This window comes from Streptomyces albus subsp. albus (genome assembly GCF_000725885.1).
Taxonomy (GTDB): Bacteria; Actinomycetota; Actinomycetes; order Streptomycetales; family Streptomycetaceae; genus Streptomyces; species Streptomyces albus.
The window spans coordinates 139055-156350 of sequence record NZ_JODR01000003.1; the positions used below are offsets into that span (position 1 = coordinate 139055).

A 17296-nucleotide genomic window follows, 5' to 3' on the forward strand; every position below is an offset into this window, starting at 1 on the left:
GGGTGTCCGGACGGCGGAGGTCCGCGCCCGGGTCGGTGGATGGGGGATCAGGGATCAGGGGGACGGGTGGGTCACTGGCTGCCGCAGGGGGAGGTACGGCCGGCGTCCAGCCAGGGCAGGTCGTGCCCCATCCGGTCCCGCTTGGTACGCAGATAGCGCAGGTTGTGCTCGCCCGCCTGCACGGGCATCGGCTCCCGTCCGGTGACGCGCAGACCGTGCCGGAGCATGGCGGCGGTCTTGTCCGGGTTGTTGGTCATCAGCCGCAGGGAGCGCACGCCCAGGTCGGTGAGGATCTGCGCGGCGGCGGCGTAGTCCCGGGCGTCCGCCGGGAGCCCCAGCTCCAGGTTGGCGTCGAGGGTGTCACGGCCCTGCTCCTGCAGCTCGTAGGCACGCAGTTTGGACAGCAGCCCGATGCCCCGGCCCTCGTGCCCGCGCAGATACAGCACGACGCCCCGGCCCTCCTGCTGGACCCTGGCCAACGACGCCTCCAGCTGGGGGCCGCAGTCGCAGCGCTGGGAGCCGAAGACATCACCCGTCAGGCACTCCGAATGCACCCGGACGAGGACGTCCTCGCCCCCGGCCTCACCGTCTCCCTCCCCGGGGCCGGCGATGTCCCCGGTGACCAGGGCGATGTGCTCCACACCGTCGACGGTGGAGCGGTAGCCGTAGGCGCGGAACTCGCCGTGGCGGGTGGGCAGCCGGGTGGCGGCCTCGCGGCGCACCGTGGGCTCGGCCGAGCGGCGGTAGGCGATCAGGTCCTCGATGGAGATGATCCGCAGCCCGTGCTTGCGCGCGAACGGCACCAGCTCGGGCAGCCGCAGCATGGCACCGTCCTCACCGGCGATCTCGACAATGGCGGCGGCGGGCCGCAGCCCGGCCAGCCGGGCCAGGTCCACGCCCGCCTCGGTGTGTCCGGCGCGGGCCAGCACCCCGCCGGGCCGGGCCCGCAGCGGGAAGGCGTGGCCGGGGCGGACGAAGTCGTCGGCGGTGGCCTCCGCGTCGGCGAGCAGCCGGATGGTGGCGGCCCGGTCGGCGGCGGAGATGCCGGTGGTGACGCCGTGCGCGCCGGTCGCGTCCACGGAGACGGTGAAGGCGGTGCCCATGGACTCGGTGTTGTCCGCGACCATCTGCGGCAGCGCCAGCCGGTCCAGGTCTGCGGCCTCCATGGGGGTGCAGATCAGGCCGCGGCACTCGCTCATCATGAAGGCGACGGTCTCGGGAGTGATCAGCTCGGCCGCCACCACCAGATCGCCCTCGTTCTCGCGGCTCTCGTCGTCCACGACCACGACGGGACGGCCCTCCCCGATGTCGCGGACGGCGTCCTCCACCGCGTCCAGCGCGAGGGCGTACTCCTCCTCGGCGGCGGGCAGCCGCGCGGGGCGCTCGGGGGCCGCGGGTCGCGGGCCTGGGGGCACCTCATACCGGTTCGGCACTGCGGTCATCAGCGGGCTCCTTCCATGCGGTGGGCTTCGGTGGCCGGCATCCGGTCCGGGGTGCGGCCGGTGTGCCGCGACGTCCCGGTCACAGCGCGGCTCCGGCGCCGCCCAGCGCGGGTTCCGGGCGGGCGGCGCGGGCGTCGATGCGGGAGCGCTGCCACCACGAGCGCAGCCCCCACAGGACGAGGCCCAGGTAGACGACGTAGACGAGACCCGAGAAGGCCAGCCCGCTGCGGAAGGCGAGCGGCACGCCCACCACGTCGACCAGCAGCCAGGCGAACCAGAACTCGACCAGGCCCCGGGCCTGCGCGACCATCGCGGCCAGGGTGCCGACGAAGATGTAGGCGTCCGCCCACGGGCTCCAGGAGAGGGCCGGGACGAGGCTGAAGAGGGTGCCGACGGCCACCGTCCCCAGCGCGGTGCCCAGTACGAGGACGCCGCGCTCGCGCCAGGTGGCGAAGCGAACGGCGATGGAACCGTCCTGTGCCTGCTGGTTGCCGCGCCGCCACTGGTACCAGCCCCACAGCGCCACGACGATCACCAGGAGCTGCTTGCCGACGCCGCCGGCCAGGTGCGCGAAGGCGAAGGCGCCGACGAGTATCAGCCCGGACAGCAGCTGGGCTGGCCAGGTGACGATGGAGCGCCGCCAGCCCAGGGCGAGGGCGGCCAGACCGATGGTGTTGCCCAGCATGTCGGACCAGATGACGTGCTGGCCGAAGACGGTGAACGCCTCGGTGTTGAGCCACTGGAAGACGTTCACCGGATCTCTTCCTTCCGCTGCGTCCCGCCGTGTTCCTCCCGCTGCGCCCCGCCGTACGGTGTGGCCGTCTCCCCTGCCGCGCGGGCAGGGGATGCGCCGGCTTTCAGCAGCCGCTCGACGTACTTGGCCAGTACGTCCACCTCCAGGTTCACCGGGTCGCCGGGCTGCTTGGTGCCCAGCGTGGTGAGCGCCAGGGTGGTGGGGATGAGGGAGACGGTGAACCGGTCGTCGGCGGCCTCGACCACCGTCAGGCTGACGCCGTCCACGGTGATGGAGCCCTTCTCCACCAGGTACCGGCCCAGTCCGTCGGGCAGCGCGACGGTCAGCTCGGTGCCGCTGTCCGCGTCGCGGCGGGCCGTGATGGTGCCGGTGCCGTCCACGTGCCCCTGCACCAGGTGGCCGTCGAGCCGGCCGCCGAGCGCCATGGGTCGCTCCAGGTTGACGGGCGAGCCGACGGTCAGCGCGCCCAGGCTGGAGCGGTGCAGGGTCTCGGCCATGACATCGGCGGTGAACTCTCCGTCACCCGTCTCCACGACGGTCAGGCACACGCCGTTGACGGCGATCGAGTCGCCGTGGCCGGCGTCCGCGGTGACGCGTGGTCCGCGCAGCCGCAGCCGGGCCGACTCCCCGTGGTCCTCGACGGCGACGACCCGGCCCAGTTCTTCCACGATTCCGGTGAACACTCAGGACTCCTCGGACTGCTCGGGATGGTCTGACTGCGCGGGCCGCCCCCCTGCGGGCGCCGCCCGTGGCGCGCCGCACACGGCGGTGATCCGCAGATCGGGGCCCAGCCGCACGGTGTCGTTCACGGTGAGCCGCAACGCCTGCGCGAGGGTGCTGATTCCGGCGTCTCCCAGCGCCTGCGGGCCGGCCCCCAGCAGGACGGGGGCGAGATAGCCGACCACCCGGTCGACCAGTCCGGCGGCGACGAACGCCCCGGCGAGAGTGGCGCCGCCCTCCACCAGCACGGAGCGGACCCCGCGCTCGTGCAGGGCCCCCAGCAGCGCCCGCAGGTCGAGCCCGGGCGCTCCGTCGCCGGCGCGGGGCAGCCGCACCAGTTGGGCGGTGCCCTGCGCGGTGCGCAGGGCCGCCTGGAGTGCTGTGGTCTCGGCGTCGTCCGCGACGGCGACGAGAGTGGGGGCCGCGTCGTCCAGCACCCGCGCGCCTTGCCGGACGACGGCGGCGTCGGTGTCCACGACGACGCGGAGCGGCTGGACGGCGCCGGGCACCTTCCGCACCGCCAGGTGCGGGTCGTCGGCGCGGGCGGTGCCGGAGCCGACGAGCACGGCGTCGGACTCGGCGCGCAGCCGGTGCACATCGGCGCGGGACTCGGGGGAGGTGATCCAGCGGCTGGAGCCGTCGGCCGCGGCGGTGCGCCCGTCCAGCGTGGCGGCGTACTTCCAGGTCACGTACGGGCGGCCGTGCAGGACGGAGGTCAGCCATGCCACGTTGCCCGCGGCGGCCTCGTCGGCCAGCAGCCCGCCCTCGACGTCGACGCCGGCCGCGGCGAGCGTGCGGGCACCGCCCTGCGCACCGGGGCTGGGGTCGGGCACGGCGTAGACGACGCGGGCTACCCCCGCCTCGAGGAGCGCCTGTGCGCAGGGGCCGGTGCGGCCGGTGTGGTTGCAGGGTTCGAGGGTGACGACGGCGGTGCCGCCCGCGGCATCGGCACCGGCCTCGGCGAGCGCGTGCACCTCGGCGTGCGGACCGCCGGCCCGCTGGTGCCAGCCCTCCCCCACCGTGCGGCCCTCCCGGTCGAGCACGACGCAGCCGACGACCGGGTTGGGGCTGGTGGAGCCGAGACCGCGCGCGGCGAGCTCGATGGCGCGGCGCATCGCGTCGCGCTCGGCCTGCGGCGCGGCCGGCACTGGGGGGTGGGGGGCCACCGGGTCCTCCTGCCTCTTACGGGCACGGACTCCGGGGCTTCGAAGGACGGATGACGAGCGCGTATCCGGGAGGCCCCCGACGGGAGAAGGCCCCTTCTTCCGGGACTGCCCGGAGGGGCCCGCCGACGGCGGTGTACCGGATGCGGCCCGCCGCGCACTGCCTCCCATCCGGACTTTCACCGTCGGTCCAGGAATCTCACCTGGTCAACCGGCCGCTGGCTGCGGCCGGGTCGCGGACTGTAACCGCCGGTTCGGACTTTCACCGACCCCGGAGTGCGCTGACGTCACTGGTACGCGTCCAGTCTGCCACGCACGGGTGGGGGCTATGCGACCGGAGCCTGTGGGCTGACTCACAGCAGTCCCGCAGGGGCGCACGTGTTCCCTGCGTACGCCCGCGTTCCAGGCCGGCATGAGCCGGGCACGATCAGCAGGCGGGCCACGCACGAGGCGGGTCCGTGCACCGTCCGTGGCCGTTCACCCGGCGCCGTGACACCGGGTGAACGGCCACGGACGGTGACAGACAGCGAGCGGCCGGCGTTGTCACGACGGAACGGCTCACGGGTGCGCAGGGAGACGGCAATGGGCACGGGCGACGACGGAACGCGGCGGGGCGCCGCGGCGGGGGCAGCGGGCACCGAGACGGTGAGGGCCGCCACGGGCGCGCTGGCTCCCGGGCGGGACGTCCCGCCCGGTGACGGCAGGGGCGGTGCGGGAGCGGCGCACCCCCGGGACCGGCCCGGCCGGCGGGTCCGGCACGCCCGGGTGGCCGTCTCCCTCGTCTTCGCCGTGCACGGGACGGCGAGCGGCACCTTCGCCACCCGCATCCCCTGGCTGCGGGAACACCTCGGCCTGAGCCCGGGCTGGCTGGGGCTCGCGCTGGTCTTCATGACGGCGGGCGCCTCCGCCGCCATGCCCCTCTCGGCCCGGCTCGCCCACCGGTACGGCGACCGGCGCGCGCTGGCCGGGGTCTCCGTGGCGTGCTGCGCGGGTCTGGTGCTGCCGCCGCTGGCGCCCGCGCTGGGCTGGCTGTGCCTGGCCCTGTTCCTGTACGGGTGCGGCCTCGGCCTGATGGATGTCGCCATGAACGCGCAGGGCGTGCGGGTGGAGGAGTCGTACGGGCGTTCGGTGATGTCCGGGCTGCACGGGCTGTGGAGCGTGGGGACGCTGGTGGGCGGCGCGGGTGGCGCCCTCGCCGCCCACGCGGGGCTCGACGCGCGGCTCCATCTGGGGCTGGCGGCGCCCCTGCTGGCCCTGGTGGCGGTGGCCGCGGCCCGCTGGACACCCGGCGAGCCCCCGCCGGAGGCGCCCGTTGCGGCCGAGGAGACCACGACGCGGGACGAGGCGGAGGCGCCGCCCCGGTTCGCGCTGCCCTCGCGCGGGGTGCTGGCCATCGGACTGCTCGGCTTCTGCGCGGTGTTCGCCGAAGGCGCCTCGATGGACTGGTCCGGCATCTACCTGGCCGATGTGACCGGTGCGGCGCCGGGGCTGGCCGCCTCCGCCTACACCGCGTTCGCCTGCACGATGGCACTGGCCCGGCTGTCGGGCGACGCCGTGGTGCGCCGCTTCGGGCCGGTGGTGACCGTGCGGACCGGTGGTGTGCTGGCGGCGGTGGGGGCCGCGCTGGTGGTCACCGCCCGGACACCCCCGGTCGCGGTCGCCGGGTTCGCCCTCATCGGCGTCGGCATCGCCGTGGTGGTCCCGCTGTGTTTCGCGGCGGCCGGACGGACGGCGGCCACCGCGCCGGGGCAGGCCATCGCCGGAGTGGCGACCCTCGCCTACGCCTCGGGACTGGCGGCTCCGGCGATCGTGGGATGGATCGCCCAGACGACCTCGCTGTCCGTCTCCTTCGGTGTCGTCACCGCGCTCCTCGTCGGCCTGGTGGCCACCGCGCACGTCCTGCGCACATGAGCGCGCGCATCCCGCACGGCTGAGGCGCTCACCCCGCGCGCCTGGGCGCCGACCGCCCCTCGGCCGGGTCCGGCTCCGCCGGAGGGGACCGATTCCGGCCTCGTCGGACCCGCGCCCCGGGCAGCGGTACGGGGCGCTGTCCCGGCGTGATCGAGCAGTGTTCGGGCCGAACTAGGATGTGGAGCGATCGGAATCGGCCAAGTGGGCGGGAGCAGTGATGGGTGGCGGACTCGGCGTGCGGTGGAAGGTGCACGGCGACGGACGCGTCCCCGCCCCGGGCGCCGTCGTCAGGCCGGACGAACGGCTGTCGTGGCCGCGTACGGCGGGCCTGGGCGCCCAGCACGTGGTGGCGATGTTCGGCGCCAGTTTCGTGGCCCCCGTGCTCATGGGTCTGGATCCGAATCTGGCCATCATGATGTCCGGCTTCGCGACGATGCTCTTCCTCCTCGCGACCCGCGGCCGGGTGCCCAGCTACCTGGGGTGCAGCCTCTCCTTCGTGGGGGTGGCCGCGGTCATCCGCGGGCAGGGCGGCAGCAGCGCCACGGTGACCGGCGCCATCCTCGTGGTGGGCGTCGCCCTCCTCCTCGTCGGGCTGGCCGTGCAGAAGTTCGGGGCGCGGATCATCCACGTCGCGATGCCGCCGGTGGTGACGGGCGCGGTCGTCATGCTGATCGGCTTCAACCTGGCGCCGGTGACGGCGAGCACCTACTGGCCGCAGGACCAGTGGACCGCGCTGCTGACGATGCTGCTGACCGGGCTGGCCGTGGTGTGCCTGCGGGGCTTCTGGTCACGGATCGCGATCTTCCTTGGGCTGGTCGCCGGCTATGTCATGTCGTGGGCCTTCGACCGGATCTTCGGCCGCATCCACGCGCCGGACGCGAGCGGCAGGACGGTGGACCACTGGCGGCTGGATCTGTCCGGTGTGCGCGAGGCCGACTGGTTCGGTCTGCCGTCGGTGCACGGGCCGCATTTCTCGTGGTCGGCGATCCTGGTGGCGCTGCCGGTGGTGATCGCGCTGGTGGCGGAGAACGCGGGGCATGTGAAGGCCGTCGGCGAGATGACGGGCGACCCGCTCGACGACAAGCTGGGCACGGCCATCTCCGCCGACGGGGTCGGCAGCGTGCTGTCCACCGCGGTCGGCGGACCGGCCACCACGACCTACTCGGAGAACATCGGCGTCATGGCCGCCACCCGCGTCTACTCGACGGCGGCGTACTGGGCGGCGGCGTGCTTCGCCCTGCTGTTCGGCCTCTGCCCCAAGTTCGGCGCGGTCGTCGCGGCCGTCCCCGGCGGGGTGCTCGGCGGCATCACCGTCATCCTGTACGGCATGATCGGGCTGCTCGGCGCGCAGATCTGGATCAACAACGGCGTCGACATGCGCAATCCGCTCAATCTGGTGCCGGTGGCCGCCGGCATCATCATCGGCATCGGCAATGTGACGCTGAAGTTCACCGACACCTTCGAGCTGGGCGGCATCGCACTGGGCACCCTCGTCGTCCTCACCGGCTACCACGTCCTCAAGGCGCTGGCCCCGCCGCATCTGAAGACGCAGGAGCCGCTGCTGGACGAGGGCACCAGCGACTACGACGAGAAGAGCTGACGCCGCTCACGGCCCCGGCCGCCAGGGCACGGCCCGCTCGGCGTACCGCGCCCCCTCCACCCGGCAAGCCGGCCGTGCCCGGTGGGATACCACGTGTCCGGCCGGGCCGCATGCGATCGGGCCGGTCTGCGGCGGACGCCGGATTCGCGCGTCCTCCGTCCGGGGGCCCTGCGGTGCGGGCTGCCCGCACCCGGTGCGGCCGGCTGCCACCCTGCGGGACATGACCTTCACGGAGCAGGTGCCCGCGCAGCGCGCGGCGATGTCGGCATCCGTCGCCGAAGTGACGGCCCGGATGCGGCAGATCGGCGCGGCGCTGCCGCGCCAGGACGGTGTGGCCGTCTTCAACCGGGTGTATCTGTCGGTGACCGGGGAACTGGAACGGCGCCTCGCCGCAGGCCACTTCGAGGGCCGGGCCGCCACCGGCGAGCTGGGCACCCGGTTCGCGCGGCGGTTCCTGGACGCGGTGGACGCCGAGGACGCCGGTCTGCGGACGCCCTCGTGCTGGCGTCCGCTCTTCCGCTTCCGGCGCCATCCGTCCGTGCACCCCGTGCAGTTCGCGCTGGCCGGCGTCAACGCGCACATCGGTCATGACCTGCCGCTCGCGCTGCTGGACACCTGCCGGGTGCTGGACGCCCGCCCCGAGGACCTGGAGACCGATTTCGAGCGGATCGGCGAACTGCTGACCGGCCTGGAGGAACGCATCCGGGAGGACCTGATGCCGGGGCCCGACCTGCTGGACGTGGCCGATCCGCTCACCCATCTGATCGGCGCCTGGAGCCTGGAGCGGGCGCGCTGCGGTGCCTGGGCGGCCTTCCGCGGGCTGTGGGAGCTGCGGGCCTTCGGGGAGTTGCTGGAGGAGATGGCCCAGGGCCTGGACGCCACGGTGGGGGTGGCGGGCCGCTGTCTGCTGACACCTCTGTGGCACTGAGCGGGCACCGGGAGCCGGGAGACACCATTGCCGTGCGGGCGCGAATCGCGTAGGCAGGGGACGTCCGGTGCGGAAGTGCCGGACGTGACACGACCCGCGTGCGCGCGTATGGAGGCGAAATGGCACTGCGACTGGGGCTGGGACTGCCACAGACGGGAACGTACGACCTGGCCACCGATGTGCCGGCCGTGGCCCGGGCCGCCGACGAGATGGGCTACGACAGCGTCTGGGTGCTGGAGCGCATCATGCGGCCCGAAGAGCCCGTGGACGACATGTATCTGATCCCGGGTCAGCCCTGGGCGGACTACTTCCGGTCGGTCGCCGACCCGCTGGTCACCCTGTCGCTGGCCGCCTCCGTCACCGAACGGGTCAAGCTGGGATCGGCCGTGCTGGTCGGCCCGCTGCACCAGCCGTTCCTGCTGGCGCGTGCGCTGGGCACGCTCGACGCGGCCAGCGGCGGCCGGATCGTCGCCGGACTGGGCACGGGCTGGTCCCGCGACGAATACGCCGCCGCGGGCGTGGACTACGACTCGCGCGGCGCCGCCCTGGACGAGTTGCTGGACGTGTGCGCCGCCGTGTGGGGACCGGACCCGGTCTCCTACGAGGGCCGGCGCACCCGGTTCACGCCCTCGGCCGTCGGCCCCAAGCCCGCGGGCCGCATACCGGTGCTGCTGGCGGGCAGCACCGACCGGGCGCTGCGCCGGCTGGTGCGGCGGGCCGACGGGTGGCTGCCGTCGATGGTGACCAACGAGCAGGTGGCCGCGGCCCGTGCCCGTATCGCCGAACTGGCCCGCGAGGAGGGCCGGGACCCGGCGGAGCTGACCACCACCGTCCGCGCCTCCGTCAAGCTCACCGACCGCCCGCTGGACGGCGACCGGCGTCCCTGCCAGGGCAGCCTGGAACAGATCGTGGACGACCTTCGCGGGGCCGCCCGGGCAGGGGTGGACGAGGTGCTGCTGGACAACCAGCTGACGTGCGGGAGCGCCCAGGAGCTGATCGAGTCGGCCAAGCAGCTGCGGGAGGCCGTCTCGCAGGCGGGGCTGTAGGGCGGGCCCTCAGTCCTCGGGCAGCCGCACCGGTTCGATCTCGTCGAAGACGTCGCCCGGCCCCGGGTTGGCCGGGTCGGTGGCACCACCCAGGTGCCGCATGACGCCCCAGACGGCGTTGAGGGCGGTCTGCACGGCTCCTTCGGCCCAGCCGGCGGTCCAGGAGATGTCGTCCCCGGCCAGGAAGAGACCGCGCCGGTCGGCGGGCAGCCGCTCCTGCATGAAGTGGGTGAACAGCCGCCGCTGGTAGCGGTAGTGGCCGGGCAGGTTCGCCTTGAACGCGCCCAGGAAGTAGGGCTCGTCCTCCCAGGAGACGGTCAGCGGGTTGCCGGTGATGTGCTTGCGGATGTCCACGCCCGGATAGATCTCGCCCAGCGATTTGAGCATGACCTCCATCCGTTCGTTGGCGTCCAGCGGCAGCCATTTGAGGCTGTCGTCGCACCACGTGTACGACAGGCACATCACCGCGGGCTTGTCGGGCCCGTCGTCCAGCAGATAAGTGCCCCGCGTCATCCGGTCGGTGAGCGTCATGCTCATGGTGTCCCGGCCCGTGCGCGGGTCCTTGTCCAGCCAGAACGGCCGGTCCACCGGCACGAACAGCTTCGAGGACTCCATGTAGTGGGTGCGCTCGACCGCCGTCCAGTGGTCGATGGGCAGCAGCGCGTCGTCGCACTCGATGCGGCTGAGCAGCATCCAGGACTGGGCGGTGAAGACCGCCGCCCGGTAGGTGCGGATGTCGCCCGCCGCGTCGGTGACGGTGATGCGGTTGCCCGCGGTCCGGTGCAGCCGCGTGACCGCCGGGCGGGGCTCGCCGCCGGGGTGGAGCGCGGCCAGGCTGGTGCCCTGCGGCCAGTGGACGAGCTTGCCCGGCGCCCGTTCCCACAGCCGCAGCGGCAGCTGCTGGCAGCCGCCGACGATGCCGCGGTGGTCGTCGTCCGCGCCGGTGTAGACGACGCGGAGGATCTCCAGGATGGAGTTGGGGAAGTCGGTGTCCCAGCCGCCCGTGCCGAACCCGACCTGGCCGAAGATCTCCCGGTGCCGGAAGGAGGAGAAGGCCGGGGAGTCGCACAGGAAGCCGTAGAAGGTCTGGTTGTCCAGCTTCTCCACCAGCGCCGACCAGATCTCCCGGATGCGGGTCACGTCCCGCTCGCGGATGGCGCGCTGCATCGCGGAGAAGTCGGCGCCCTCCTCCAGGCACGCGTTCCACGCCTCCATCACCTGGCGGTAGACGGGCGGCAGGTCCTCCAGGGTGCGGGCGTAGTGGCTCTCACCCTTGAGATCGACCACGGTCGAGGGGGTGTCCGGGGCCAGCGGGTTGGGGAACGGCTTGGTCTCCAGCCCGGTCAGCTCGATGTAGTGCTGGAGCGCGGTGGACGACGGGGGGAAGCGCATGGCGCCCATCTCGGCGCGCAGTGACGCGTCGCCGCCCTCGAACGTCGCCGTCCGCAGCCGGCCGCCGAGCTGGTCGGCCTCGTAGACGACCGGTTTGAGCCCCATCTTCATCAGTTCGTACGCCGTCACCAGCCCGGACAGGCCGCCGCCGATGACGGCGACCTCGGTGCCGTGCTCGGTGGGCGGCACGGCGCCGAGACCCGCCGGGTGCGCGAGGTAGTCGTCGTACGCGAAGGGGAAATCGGGGCCGAACATCGTCAGCGGCGGCTCGGCATCCCTCGGGATACCGCTCCGCTCGGTGCTCTCGCTGTGCTTGACGTTCCTGCTGATCCTGCTGTTCTCGCTGTTGCGCCCGCCCTGCTCGCGGGCGGCGGTGGGCACGGTGGAGGTCATGGGGTGGTGCTCCTGGGGTTCACGGGGTCCGGTCGGTGCGGGACCAGGCCGGGTACAGCTCGGGGCGGCGGTCGGCCAGATACGGGTTGCGCTCGCGGGAGGCACGCAGGGCCGCGGGGTCGGCGTCGGCGAGCAGCAGGGCGGAGGAACTGCCGTCCGCACGGGCCGGCACGGTGCCGTCGGGGGCCGCCAGGCAGCTCAGCCCCGCGAAGTCGAACTCCCCTTCGCGGCCGACGCGGTTGGCGTACGCCACATACAGCTGGCTCTCGACCGCACGTGCCGGTACGAGGGTGGTGGCGACGGTGTCGTACGGCCGCATCAGCGCCGTCGGGACCAGCAGCACGTCCGTCCCGGCCAGGGCGTGCGCCCGGACGGCTTCGGGGAACTCGACGTCGTAGCAGACCAGCAGTCCCAGGGTGAGCCCGTCCAGCTCCGTCTGCACGCACAGGTTGCTGCCCGCCGTGTAGTGCGCGCTCTCGTAGGGACCGTACAGATGTGTCTTGCGGTAGTTGGCGCGAAGGTCGCCCTCCGGTCCGATGAGCTGCACCGAATTGTGGACGGCGCCGTCCTCGCCACGCTCCGGATAGCCGTGGACGACGGCCACGCCGTGGCGGCGCGCGATGGCGGCGACGGCCGCGGGGCCGGGCCCGTCGGCGGGCTGCGCGGCCTCGGCCGGGTCGGCCAGCGCGTAGCCGGTCAGCGACAGTTCGGGCGTCAGCAGCAGACGGGCACTCCGCGCGGCGGCCCGCCGCGCGGCGTCGTCGAGGGTCTCCGGGCCGGGAACCCCGCTCTGGTGAAGGGCGATACGCACATCGACGACGCTACGGAGCGCCCCGCCGGGCGACAAGCCGTCGATCTTGCGGGGCCACCCCCGCTTTGTTGCGCGTGGAGTGGCAGCAGCGGCGATCCGTTGCGCGCTTCCCGCAGGAGGCGCCCGGAAGTGCCGGCCTCCTCACAGCGGAGGACCCGCGTTGTAGCGGCGCAGCAGGGGCGAGAGGACCAGCACCGATTTGGTGCGCTCGACGAACGGCTCGCCGGCGATCCGCTCCAGCACCGTCTCGAAGTGCCGCATGTCCGCGGCGAACACCTGCACCAGCGCGTCGGCGTCCCCGGTGACCGTGGACGCCGACGCCACCTCCGGATAGTGGGCCAGCGCCCGGTGGATGTCGCCCGGCGAGGTACGGGAGCGGCAGTACATCTCGATGAACCCCTCGGTCTGCCAGCCGAGGGCGGCCGGATCGACCCGTACGGTGAACCCCATGATCGCGCCGCGCTCCCGCAGCCGGTCCACGCGCCGCTTGACGGCGGGCGCCGACAGGCCGACCTCCGCTCCGATGTCGGCGTACGTCCGGCGGGCGTCCTCGGCCAGGGCGTGGACGATGCGTTCGTCGAGGGTGTCGAGATCGTTCTGTGGCACGGCGCCAGTAGAACACGGGACGGAACGCGGCAAGGAACAGCGGAAGGGCCTGGTGGGAGCGTGCGGGACGGGAGCGAGGGGTGGCAGGACGCCGAGCCCTTCGTACGGGGTGTGGCCTGGTGGGACGGCGACCGGTGCGTGCGCGCGGACCCGGCCGACAGCGCACGCCTGCCGGTGCAGACGTGGGCGCGGGCGCTGATGCCGGTGGGGGTCCGGCTGGAGTTCACCGCCGACGGCCCCTTCGAGGTGCGCTACCGCACGGGCGCCCTGGGCACGGTGGATGCACTGCGGGAGGGCTGCCGGGCCTGGGAAGTCCTGCGGGACGGTGAGCGGGTGGCCCGCATCCCGGAGACACCGAGCGAAGAGGTACGCGTGCTGCGCGTGGACTGGCCGGGCGGGCAGGGCGTGCTGCATCCGCCGGAGGGGTACGCGCCGGTGCTGCTGGGGGTGCGCGGCGCCCGTCCCGCACCGCGGCAGCCGCGCTGGCTGGTGTACGGCGACTCGATCACCGAGGGCTGGTCGGCCTCGGCGCCGTCCCTGGGCTGGCCGGCCCGCGCCGGCCGCGCGCTGGGCCTGGACACCGTCAACCTGGGCTACTCGGGCTCGGCGCACGGCGAGCCGGCCGCCGCCCAGCAGTTGGCTTCCCTGCCGGGTGACGCCGTCACCGTCGCGTTCGGCTGCAACTGCTGGACGGGCGTGCCCTTTTCGGCGGGCCTGATGGCCGAGACCGTCACGGCGTTCCTCCGCCTGGTCCGCGCGGGGCATCCCCGCACCCCGCTGCTGGTGCTCTCGCCGCTGCCGCGCCCGGAGGCGGAGCGGACGCCCAATCCGCTGGGCGCCACACTGGCCGAGCTGCGCGCCGCCATGGAGGGCGCCGTCCGGGCCCGCCAGACGGCCGGTGACGAGCGGCTGACCCTGCTGTCCGGCGCGGACCTCGTCGGCCCCGAGCATCTGGTGGACGGGGTCCACCCCGACGACACCGGTCACGCCCTGATCGCCGACGCGGTGACCCGCACCCTGCGCCGGCTGCCGCTGCCGCTGCCGCAACGGGGACCGGCCGGCCGCGGTGAGGGCCGTACAGACGGACCCCGAGCCGGGGTGTAATAGTCACAGGTCGAGGGCACCCCTATACTCTGGCGGATGCAGTCCACGACGATCAGGCGTGCCGTCGCCCAGGATGCGCAGCGCCTCACCTCGCTGATCCAGCAGTCCGGCGCCTATGAGGGGCGGTACGCCTCGATCGTCTCGGGATACCGGGTCACGGCGGAGTATCTCGCCCGCCACCGGGTGTTCGTGGCCGTCGACGCCTCCGAGCGGATACTGGGCTTCTACTCCCTCGTGCTGGAGCCGCCGGAGCTGGACCTGGCGTTCGTCGCGGACGACGCGCAGGGGCTGGGCATCGGCCGCCGTCTGATCGGACACATGATCACCCAGGCCGAGGAGGCCGGGCTGACGAGCGTGCGCGTGGTGGCCCACCCTCCGGCGGAGAGCTTCTACCGGCGCATGGGCGCACAGCGCGTCGGGACGGTCGCCCCGTCGCCGCCGAAGGTCACATGGGAACGCCCTGAGCTGCGGTTCGCCGTCCCGGCGACGCCGCGAGCGGTCACAGCCACTCGCTGACGACCGCGACGACGGTCATTCGAAGGCCAGGCCGGCGTGCGGTGCCCGTCGCGCACCACGGCGGCGGGCCGGCACGGGCCGCTCCCGAGCGACGCGGATCAGTAGCGCAGCAGCGCCGCGACACCGTCCGTGCAGCGGACAGGGGGCAGGATCTCGGTGAACGAGGCGCCGCCGAGCACCGCGGACCGCAGCAGGAGCGGCGCCGCCGGGGCGCTGAAGGCCGTCGGGTCCTCACCGAGTGCCGCCGGTTCCGTACCGAGCACGCGCGGGTCACGGCGGGAGGCGAACAGGAGGGGGTCCGCGCTGCGGTCGGCGGCCATCAGCAAGGTCTCCACCCGCCCCTCGGCCAGGGCCTCCTTGACGGCCGGGATGCCTTGGAGCGCCCGGCCGCCGGCCAGCTCTCCCGCCAAGCGCTCCAGCACGTCCTGGTGACGGCGGGCCATGGCCTCGCGCATCGCGGAGTCGACAGCGGCGCGAAGGCTCTCCCTGGCGGAGGCGTCGGTGCGCCCGCCCTCGACGTACACGACCTCCGCGTCCCCCTCCGGCGGGCGGGCACCGAGGTGTTCGCGGAGCAGGCCCACGGCCCTGGGGTCGCCGGCGATCAGCACCAGGGCGGCTCCGACGTCCGCCGCGGCTGCCCGCACGTCGTCGGCCGCCTGCCCGGTGTTCTCGGCCCACAGATTGGCGCTGCGCCGGTGGTAGGAGGCCTGCGCCTCGGCTCCGCCCCGCACCCGGGTGATGTGCAGGGTGCTCCCGTTGAACGTACGCCGCGAAGCCGGCTCCTGTCCGGCGGCCGGATAGGCCTCCACGTCGGCGCCCTCCCGGTCCACCGCGACCACCACGTGCGGCAGTTGGTGATCGCGGTCGATGGCCACGCCCAGTGCGTCGGGCACCGGCAGTACCCGCGCGCTGTCGGCGGCGGGCGGCTCCGCGAGGCTGAAGGCCCCCAGCAGCCGGCCGGCCGAGGCGAACAGCGCCTCGCCCTGCGGGCCGGGCAGTTCCGGAGCGCCGCCGGCCACCTCGTCCAGGACGGACAGATCCGCCTCCTCGGCGCCCTGCTCGCTCAGGGAGCGCCGCGCCGCCCGCCAGCGCAGTTCGATCTGCTTGTCGGCGTCGTGAGCCACTCGCGAGGTGTCCAGATGGACGGAGACGACGGGGGCGTCGCCCTCGTACAGGGGCTGGAGGAACGCAAGGTCCATGGTGGGTCCGGGCACGGCCGCCCTGCCGCCTTTCCTGAGGTTCACCGCAGCGAACAGCACAGTAAAACAGATTTACGGCAAAATCAGTTTTTGTCCGGCCGGCAGGCGCGTCACCGCAGCGGGCGGCGGAGTGGCCGTGTGCCCCCATGCGCGAGGGCCCGGCCAGGAGACGGCCGGGCCCTCGCACCGGGCACCCCGCGCCGGGGCGCGAGCGGGCGTCCGCACAGCGCCGGCGGCGCTGAAGGAACGGTTCACCAACTGGCGTGCAGCGGCTTGCCCTCCGCGTAGCCCGCGGCGCTCTGGACACCGACGACGGCGTGCTCGGCGAATTCCTCCAGGGTGGCGGCACCCGCGTAGGTGCAGGCCGAGCGGACGCCGGCGATGATCGAGTCGATCAGGTCCTCGACACCGGGCCGCGCCGGGTCCAGGAACATCCGGGAGGTGGAGATGCCCTCCTCGAACAGGCCCTTGCGGGCACGGTCGTAGGCGGACTCCTCGGCGGTCCGGTTGCGCACGGCACGGGCGGAGGCCATGCCGAACGACTCCTTGTAGAACCGGCCGTCGGCGGTCTGCTGGAGGTCGCCGGGGGACTCGTAGGTACCGGCGAACCAGGAGCCGATCATCACGTTGGAGGCGCCCGCGGCGAGCGCCATGGCGACGTCACGGGGGTGGCGGACACCGCCGTCGGCCCACACGTGCTTGCCGTACTTGCGCGCCTCGGCGGCGCACTCCAGGACGGCGGAGAACTGGGGCCGGCCGACACCGGTCATCATGCGCGTGGTGCACATGGCGCCCGGACCGACGCCGACCTTGACGATGTCGGCACCCGCCTCGATCAGGTCGCGCACCCCGTCGGCCGCCACGACGTTGCCGGCCACCACGGGGACGCCCGGGTCAAGGGCACGGACGGCACCCAGCGCCTCGATCATGCGCTCCTGATGACCGTGGGCGGTGTCCACGACGAGGGTGTCCACCCCCGCATCCAGCAGCGCCTTGGCACGGGCGGCGACATCGCCGTTGATGCCGACGGCGGCGGCGATGCGCAGGGCACCGCCGGCGTCGACGGCGGGGGTGTAGAGGGTCGCGCGCAGCGCGCCCTTGCGGGTGAGGATGCCCGCCAGCCTGCCGTCCGGTCCGACGGCGGGGGCGAACTTGCGGTGGGCGGCGTCGAGCTGGTTGAAGGCGTCACGCGGGTCGATGTCCGCGTCGAGCACCATCAGCTCGCTCGACATGACCTGAGAGAGCTGGGTGAAGCGGTCGACACCGGTCAGGTCGGACTCGGTGACGACGCCCACGGGCCGCCCGTCCCGCACCACGACGCCGGCGCCGTGGGCGCGCTTGGGCAGCAGCGCGAGCGCGTCGGCGACGGTCTGGGTGGGTGCGAGGGTGATGGGGGTGTCGAGGACGTGGTGCCGCTGTTTGACCCAGCCGATGACCTCGGTGACGACGTCGATCGGGATGTCCTGCGGGATCACCACGAGACCGCCGCGGCGGGCCACGGTCTCGGCCATACGGCGTCCGGCGATGGCGGTCATGTTGGCGACCACCAGCGGAATGGTGGTGCCCGTGCCGTCGGGCGAGGACAGGTCCACGCCCTGCCGGGAGCCGACCGCGGAGCGGTTCGGCACCATGAAGACGTCGTCGTACGTCAAGTCGTACGGGGGCCGCTGATCATTGAGAAAACGCACGTACTTCATTCTCCCACGCCCGC

General features: G+C 73.6%; 15 protein-coding genes and 1 riboswitch. Of the genes, 6 read left to right on the plus strand and 9 right to left on the minus strand.

The window, feature by feature from the left end:
• Positions 1 to 71 precede the first annotated feature (71 nt).
• The 4 genes from IO40_RS0103985 to ribD form a co-directional block, all read right to left on the minus strand.
• Positions 72 to 1442 (minus strand): bifunctional 3,4-dihydroxy-2-butanone-4-phosphate synthase/GTP cyclohydrolase II, encoded by a 1371-nt coding sequence (locus IO40_RS0103985; protein WP_016467663.1) that lies wholly within the window; start codon positions 1440 to 1442, stop codon positions 72 to 74.
• Between the two features lie 79 nt (positions 1443 to 1521).
• On the minus strand, positions 1522 to 2196 hold the full coding sequence (locus IO40_RS0103995) for a nicotinamide mononucleotide transporter family protein (RefSeq protein WP_016467664.1): 675 nt from the start codon (positions 2194 to 2196) through the stop codon (positions 1522 to 1524).
• Positions 2193 to 2879: a riboflavin synthase gene (locus IO40_RS0104000; RefSeq protein WP_016467665.1), complete on the minus strand. Its 687-nt coding sequence runs from the start codon at positions 2877 to 2879 to the stop codon at positions 2193 to 2195. Before IO40_RS0104000 ends, IO40_RS0103995 begins: the two co-directional genes overlap by 4 nt.
• Entirely contained in the window at positions 2880 to 4031 is a 1152-nt protein-coding gene (gene ribD, locus IO40_RS0104005; protein WP_041968507.1) for a bifunctional diaminohydroxyphosphoribosylaminopyrimidine deaminase/5-amino-6-(5-phosphoribosylamino)uracil reductase RibD, read from the minus strand.
• 201 nt (positions 4032 to 4232) lie between these two features.
• A riboswitch (FMN riboswitch) is annotated at positions 4233 to 4363 on the minus strand.
• A gap of 298 nt (positions 4364 to 4661) precedes the next feature.
• Between ribD and IO40_RS0104010 the strand changes: the two genes are divergently transcribed.
• From IO40_RS0104010 to IO40_RS0104025, 4 genes are all read left to right on the plus strand, one after another.
• The gene (locus tag IO40_RS0104010) at positions 4662 to 5990 is read left to right on the plus strand and encodes an MFS transporter (RefSeq protein WP_016467667.1); all 1329 of its coding nucleotides are present in this window, start codon (positions 4662 to 4664) and stop codon (positions 5988 to 5990) included.
• A 217-nt stretch (positions 5991 to 6207) separates the two neighbouring features.
• Positions 6208 to 7590 carry a uracil-xanthine permease family protein gene (locus tag IO40_RS0104015; protein ID WP_016467668.1) on the plus strand — a complete coding sequence of 461 codons (1383 nt, stop codon included), beginning with the start codon at positions 6208 to 6210 and terminating at the stop codon, positions 7588 to 7590.
• 220 nt (positions 7591 to 7810) lie between these two features.
• On the plus strand, positions 7811 to 8518 hold the full coding sequence (locus IO40_RS0104020; RefSeq protein WP_016467669.1) for a DUF5995 family protein: 708 nt from the start codon (positions 7811 to 7813) through the stop codon (positions 8516 to 8518).
• A 119-nt stretch (positions 8519 to 8637) separates the two neighbouring features.
• Positions 8638 to 9564 carry a TIGR03619 family F420-dependent LLM class oxidoreductase gene (locus IO40_RS0104025; RefSeq protein WP_016467670.1) on the plus strand — a complete coding sequence of 309 codons (927 nt, stop codon included), beginning with the start codon at positions 8638 to 8640 and terminating at the stop codon, positions 9562 to 9564.
• Positions 9565 to 9573: 9 nt separating this feature from the next.
• On the opposite strand, the gene IO40_RS0104030 is transcribed toward IO40_RS0104025, so the two are convergent.
• From IO40_RS0104030 to IO40_RS0104040, 3 genes are all read right to left on the minus strand, one after another.
• On the minus strand, positions 9574 to 11211 hold the full coding sequence (locus IO40_RS0104030; RefSeq protein ID WP_041968506.1) for a flavin monoamine oxidase family protein: 1638 nt from the start codon (positions 11209 to 11211) through the stop codon (positions 9574 to 9576).
• 157 nt (positions 11212 to 11368) lie between these two features.
• Positions 11369 to 12160 (minus strand): carbon-nitrogen hydrolase family protein, encoded by a 792-nt coding sequence (locus IO40_RS0104035; protein ID WP_016467672.1) that lies wholly within the window; start codon positions 12158 to 12160, stop codon positions 11369 to 11371.
• A 141-nt stretch (positions 12161 to 12301) separates the two neighbouring features.
• Positions 12302 to 12766, minus strand: coding sequence for an Lrp/AsnC family transcriptional regulator (locus tag IO40_RS0104040; RefSeq protein WP_016467673.1), 465 nt, complete (start codon positions 12764 to 12766; stop codon positions 12302 to 12304).
• A 60-nt stretch (positions 12767 to 12826) separates the two neighbouring features.
• On the opposite strand from IO40_RS0104040, the gene IO40_RS0104045 reads away from it, so the two are divergent.
• Positions 12827 to 13870 carry a GDSL-type esterase/lipase family protein gene (locus IO40_RS0104045; RefSeq protein WP_031174887.1) on the plus strand — a complete coding sequence of 348 codons (1044 nt, stop codon included), beginning with the start codon at positions 12827 to 12829 and terminating at the stop codon, positions 13868 to 13870.
• 36 nt (positions 13871 to 13906) lie between these two features.
• Entirely contained in the window at positions 13907 to 14386 is a 480-nt protein-coding gene (locus IO40_RS0104050) for a GNAT family N-acetyltransferase (RefSeq protein ID WP_016467675.1), read from the plus strand.
• 98 nt (positions 14387 to 14484) lie between these two features.
• On the opposite strand, the gene IO40_RS0104055 is transcribed toward IO40_RS0104050, so the two are convergent.
• Positions 14485 to 15585, minus strand: a complete 1101-nt coding sequence (locus tag IO40_RS0104055) for a baeRF2 domain-containing protein (protein WP_016467676.1) — start codon at positions 15583 to 15585, stop codon at positions 14485 to 14487.
• A gap of 251 nt (positions 15586 to 15836) precedes the next feature.
• The gene (locus tag IO40_RS0104060) at positions 15837 to 17282 is read right to left on the minus strand and encodes a GuaB1 family IMP dehydrogenase-related protein (protein ID WP_199789890.1); all 1446 of its coding nucleotides are present in this window, start codon (positions 17280 to 17282) and stop codon (positions 15837 to 15839) included.
• Between the last annotated feature and the right edge of the window lie 14 nt (positions 17283 to 17296).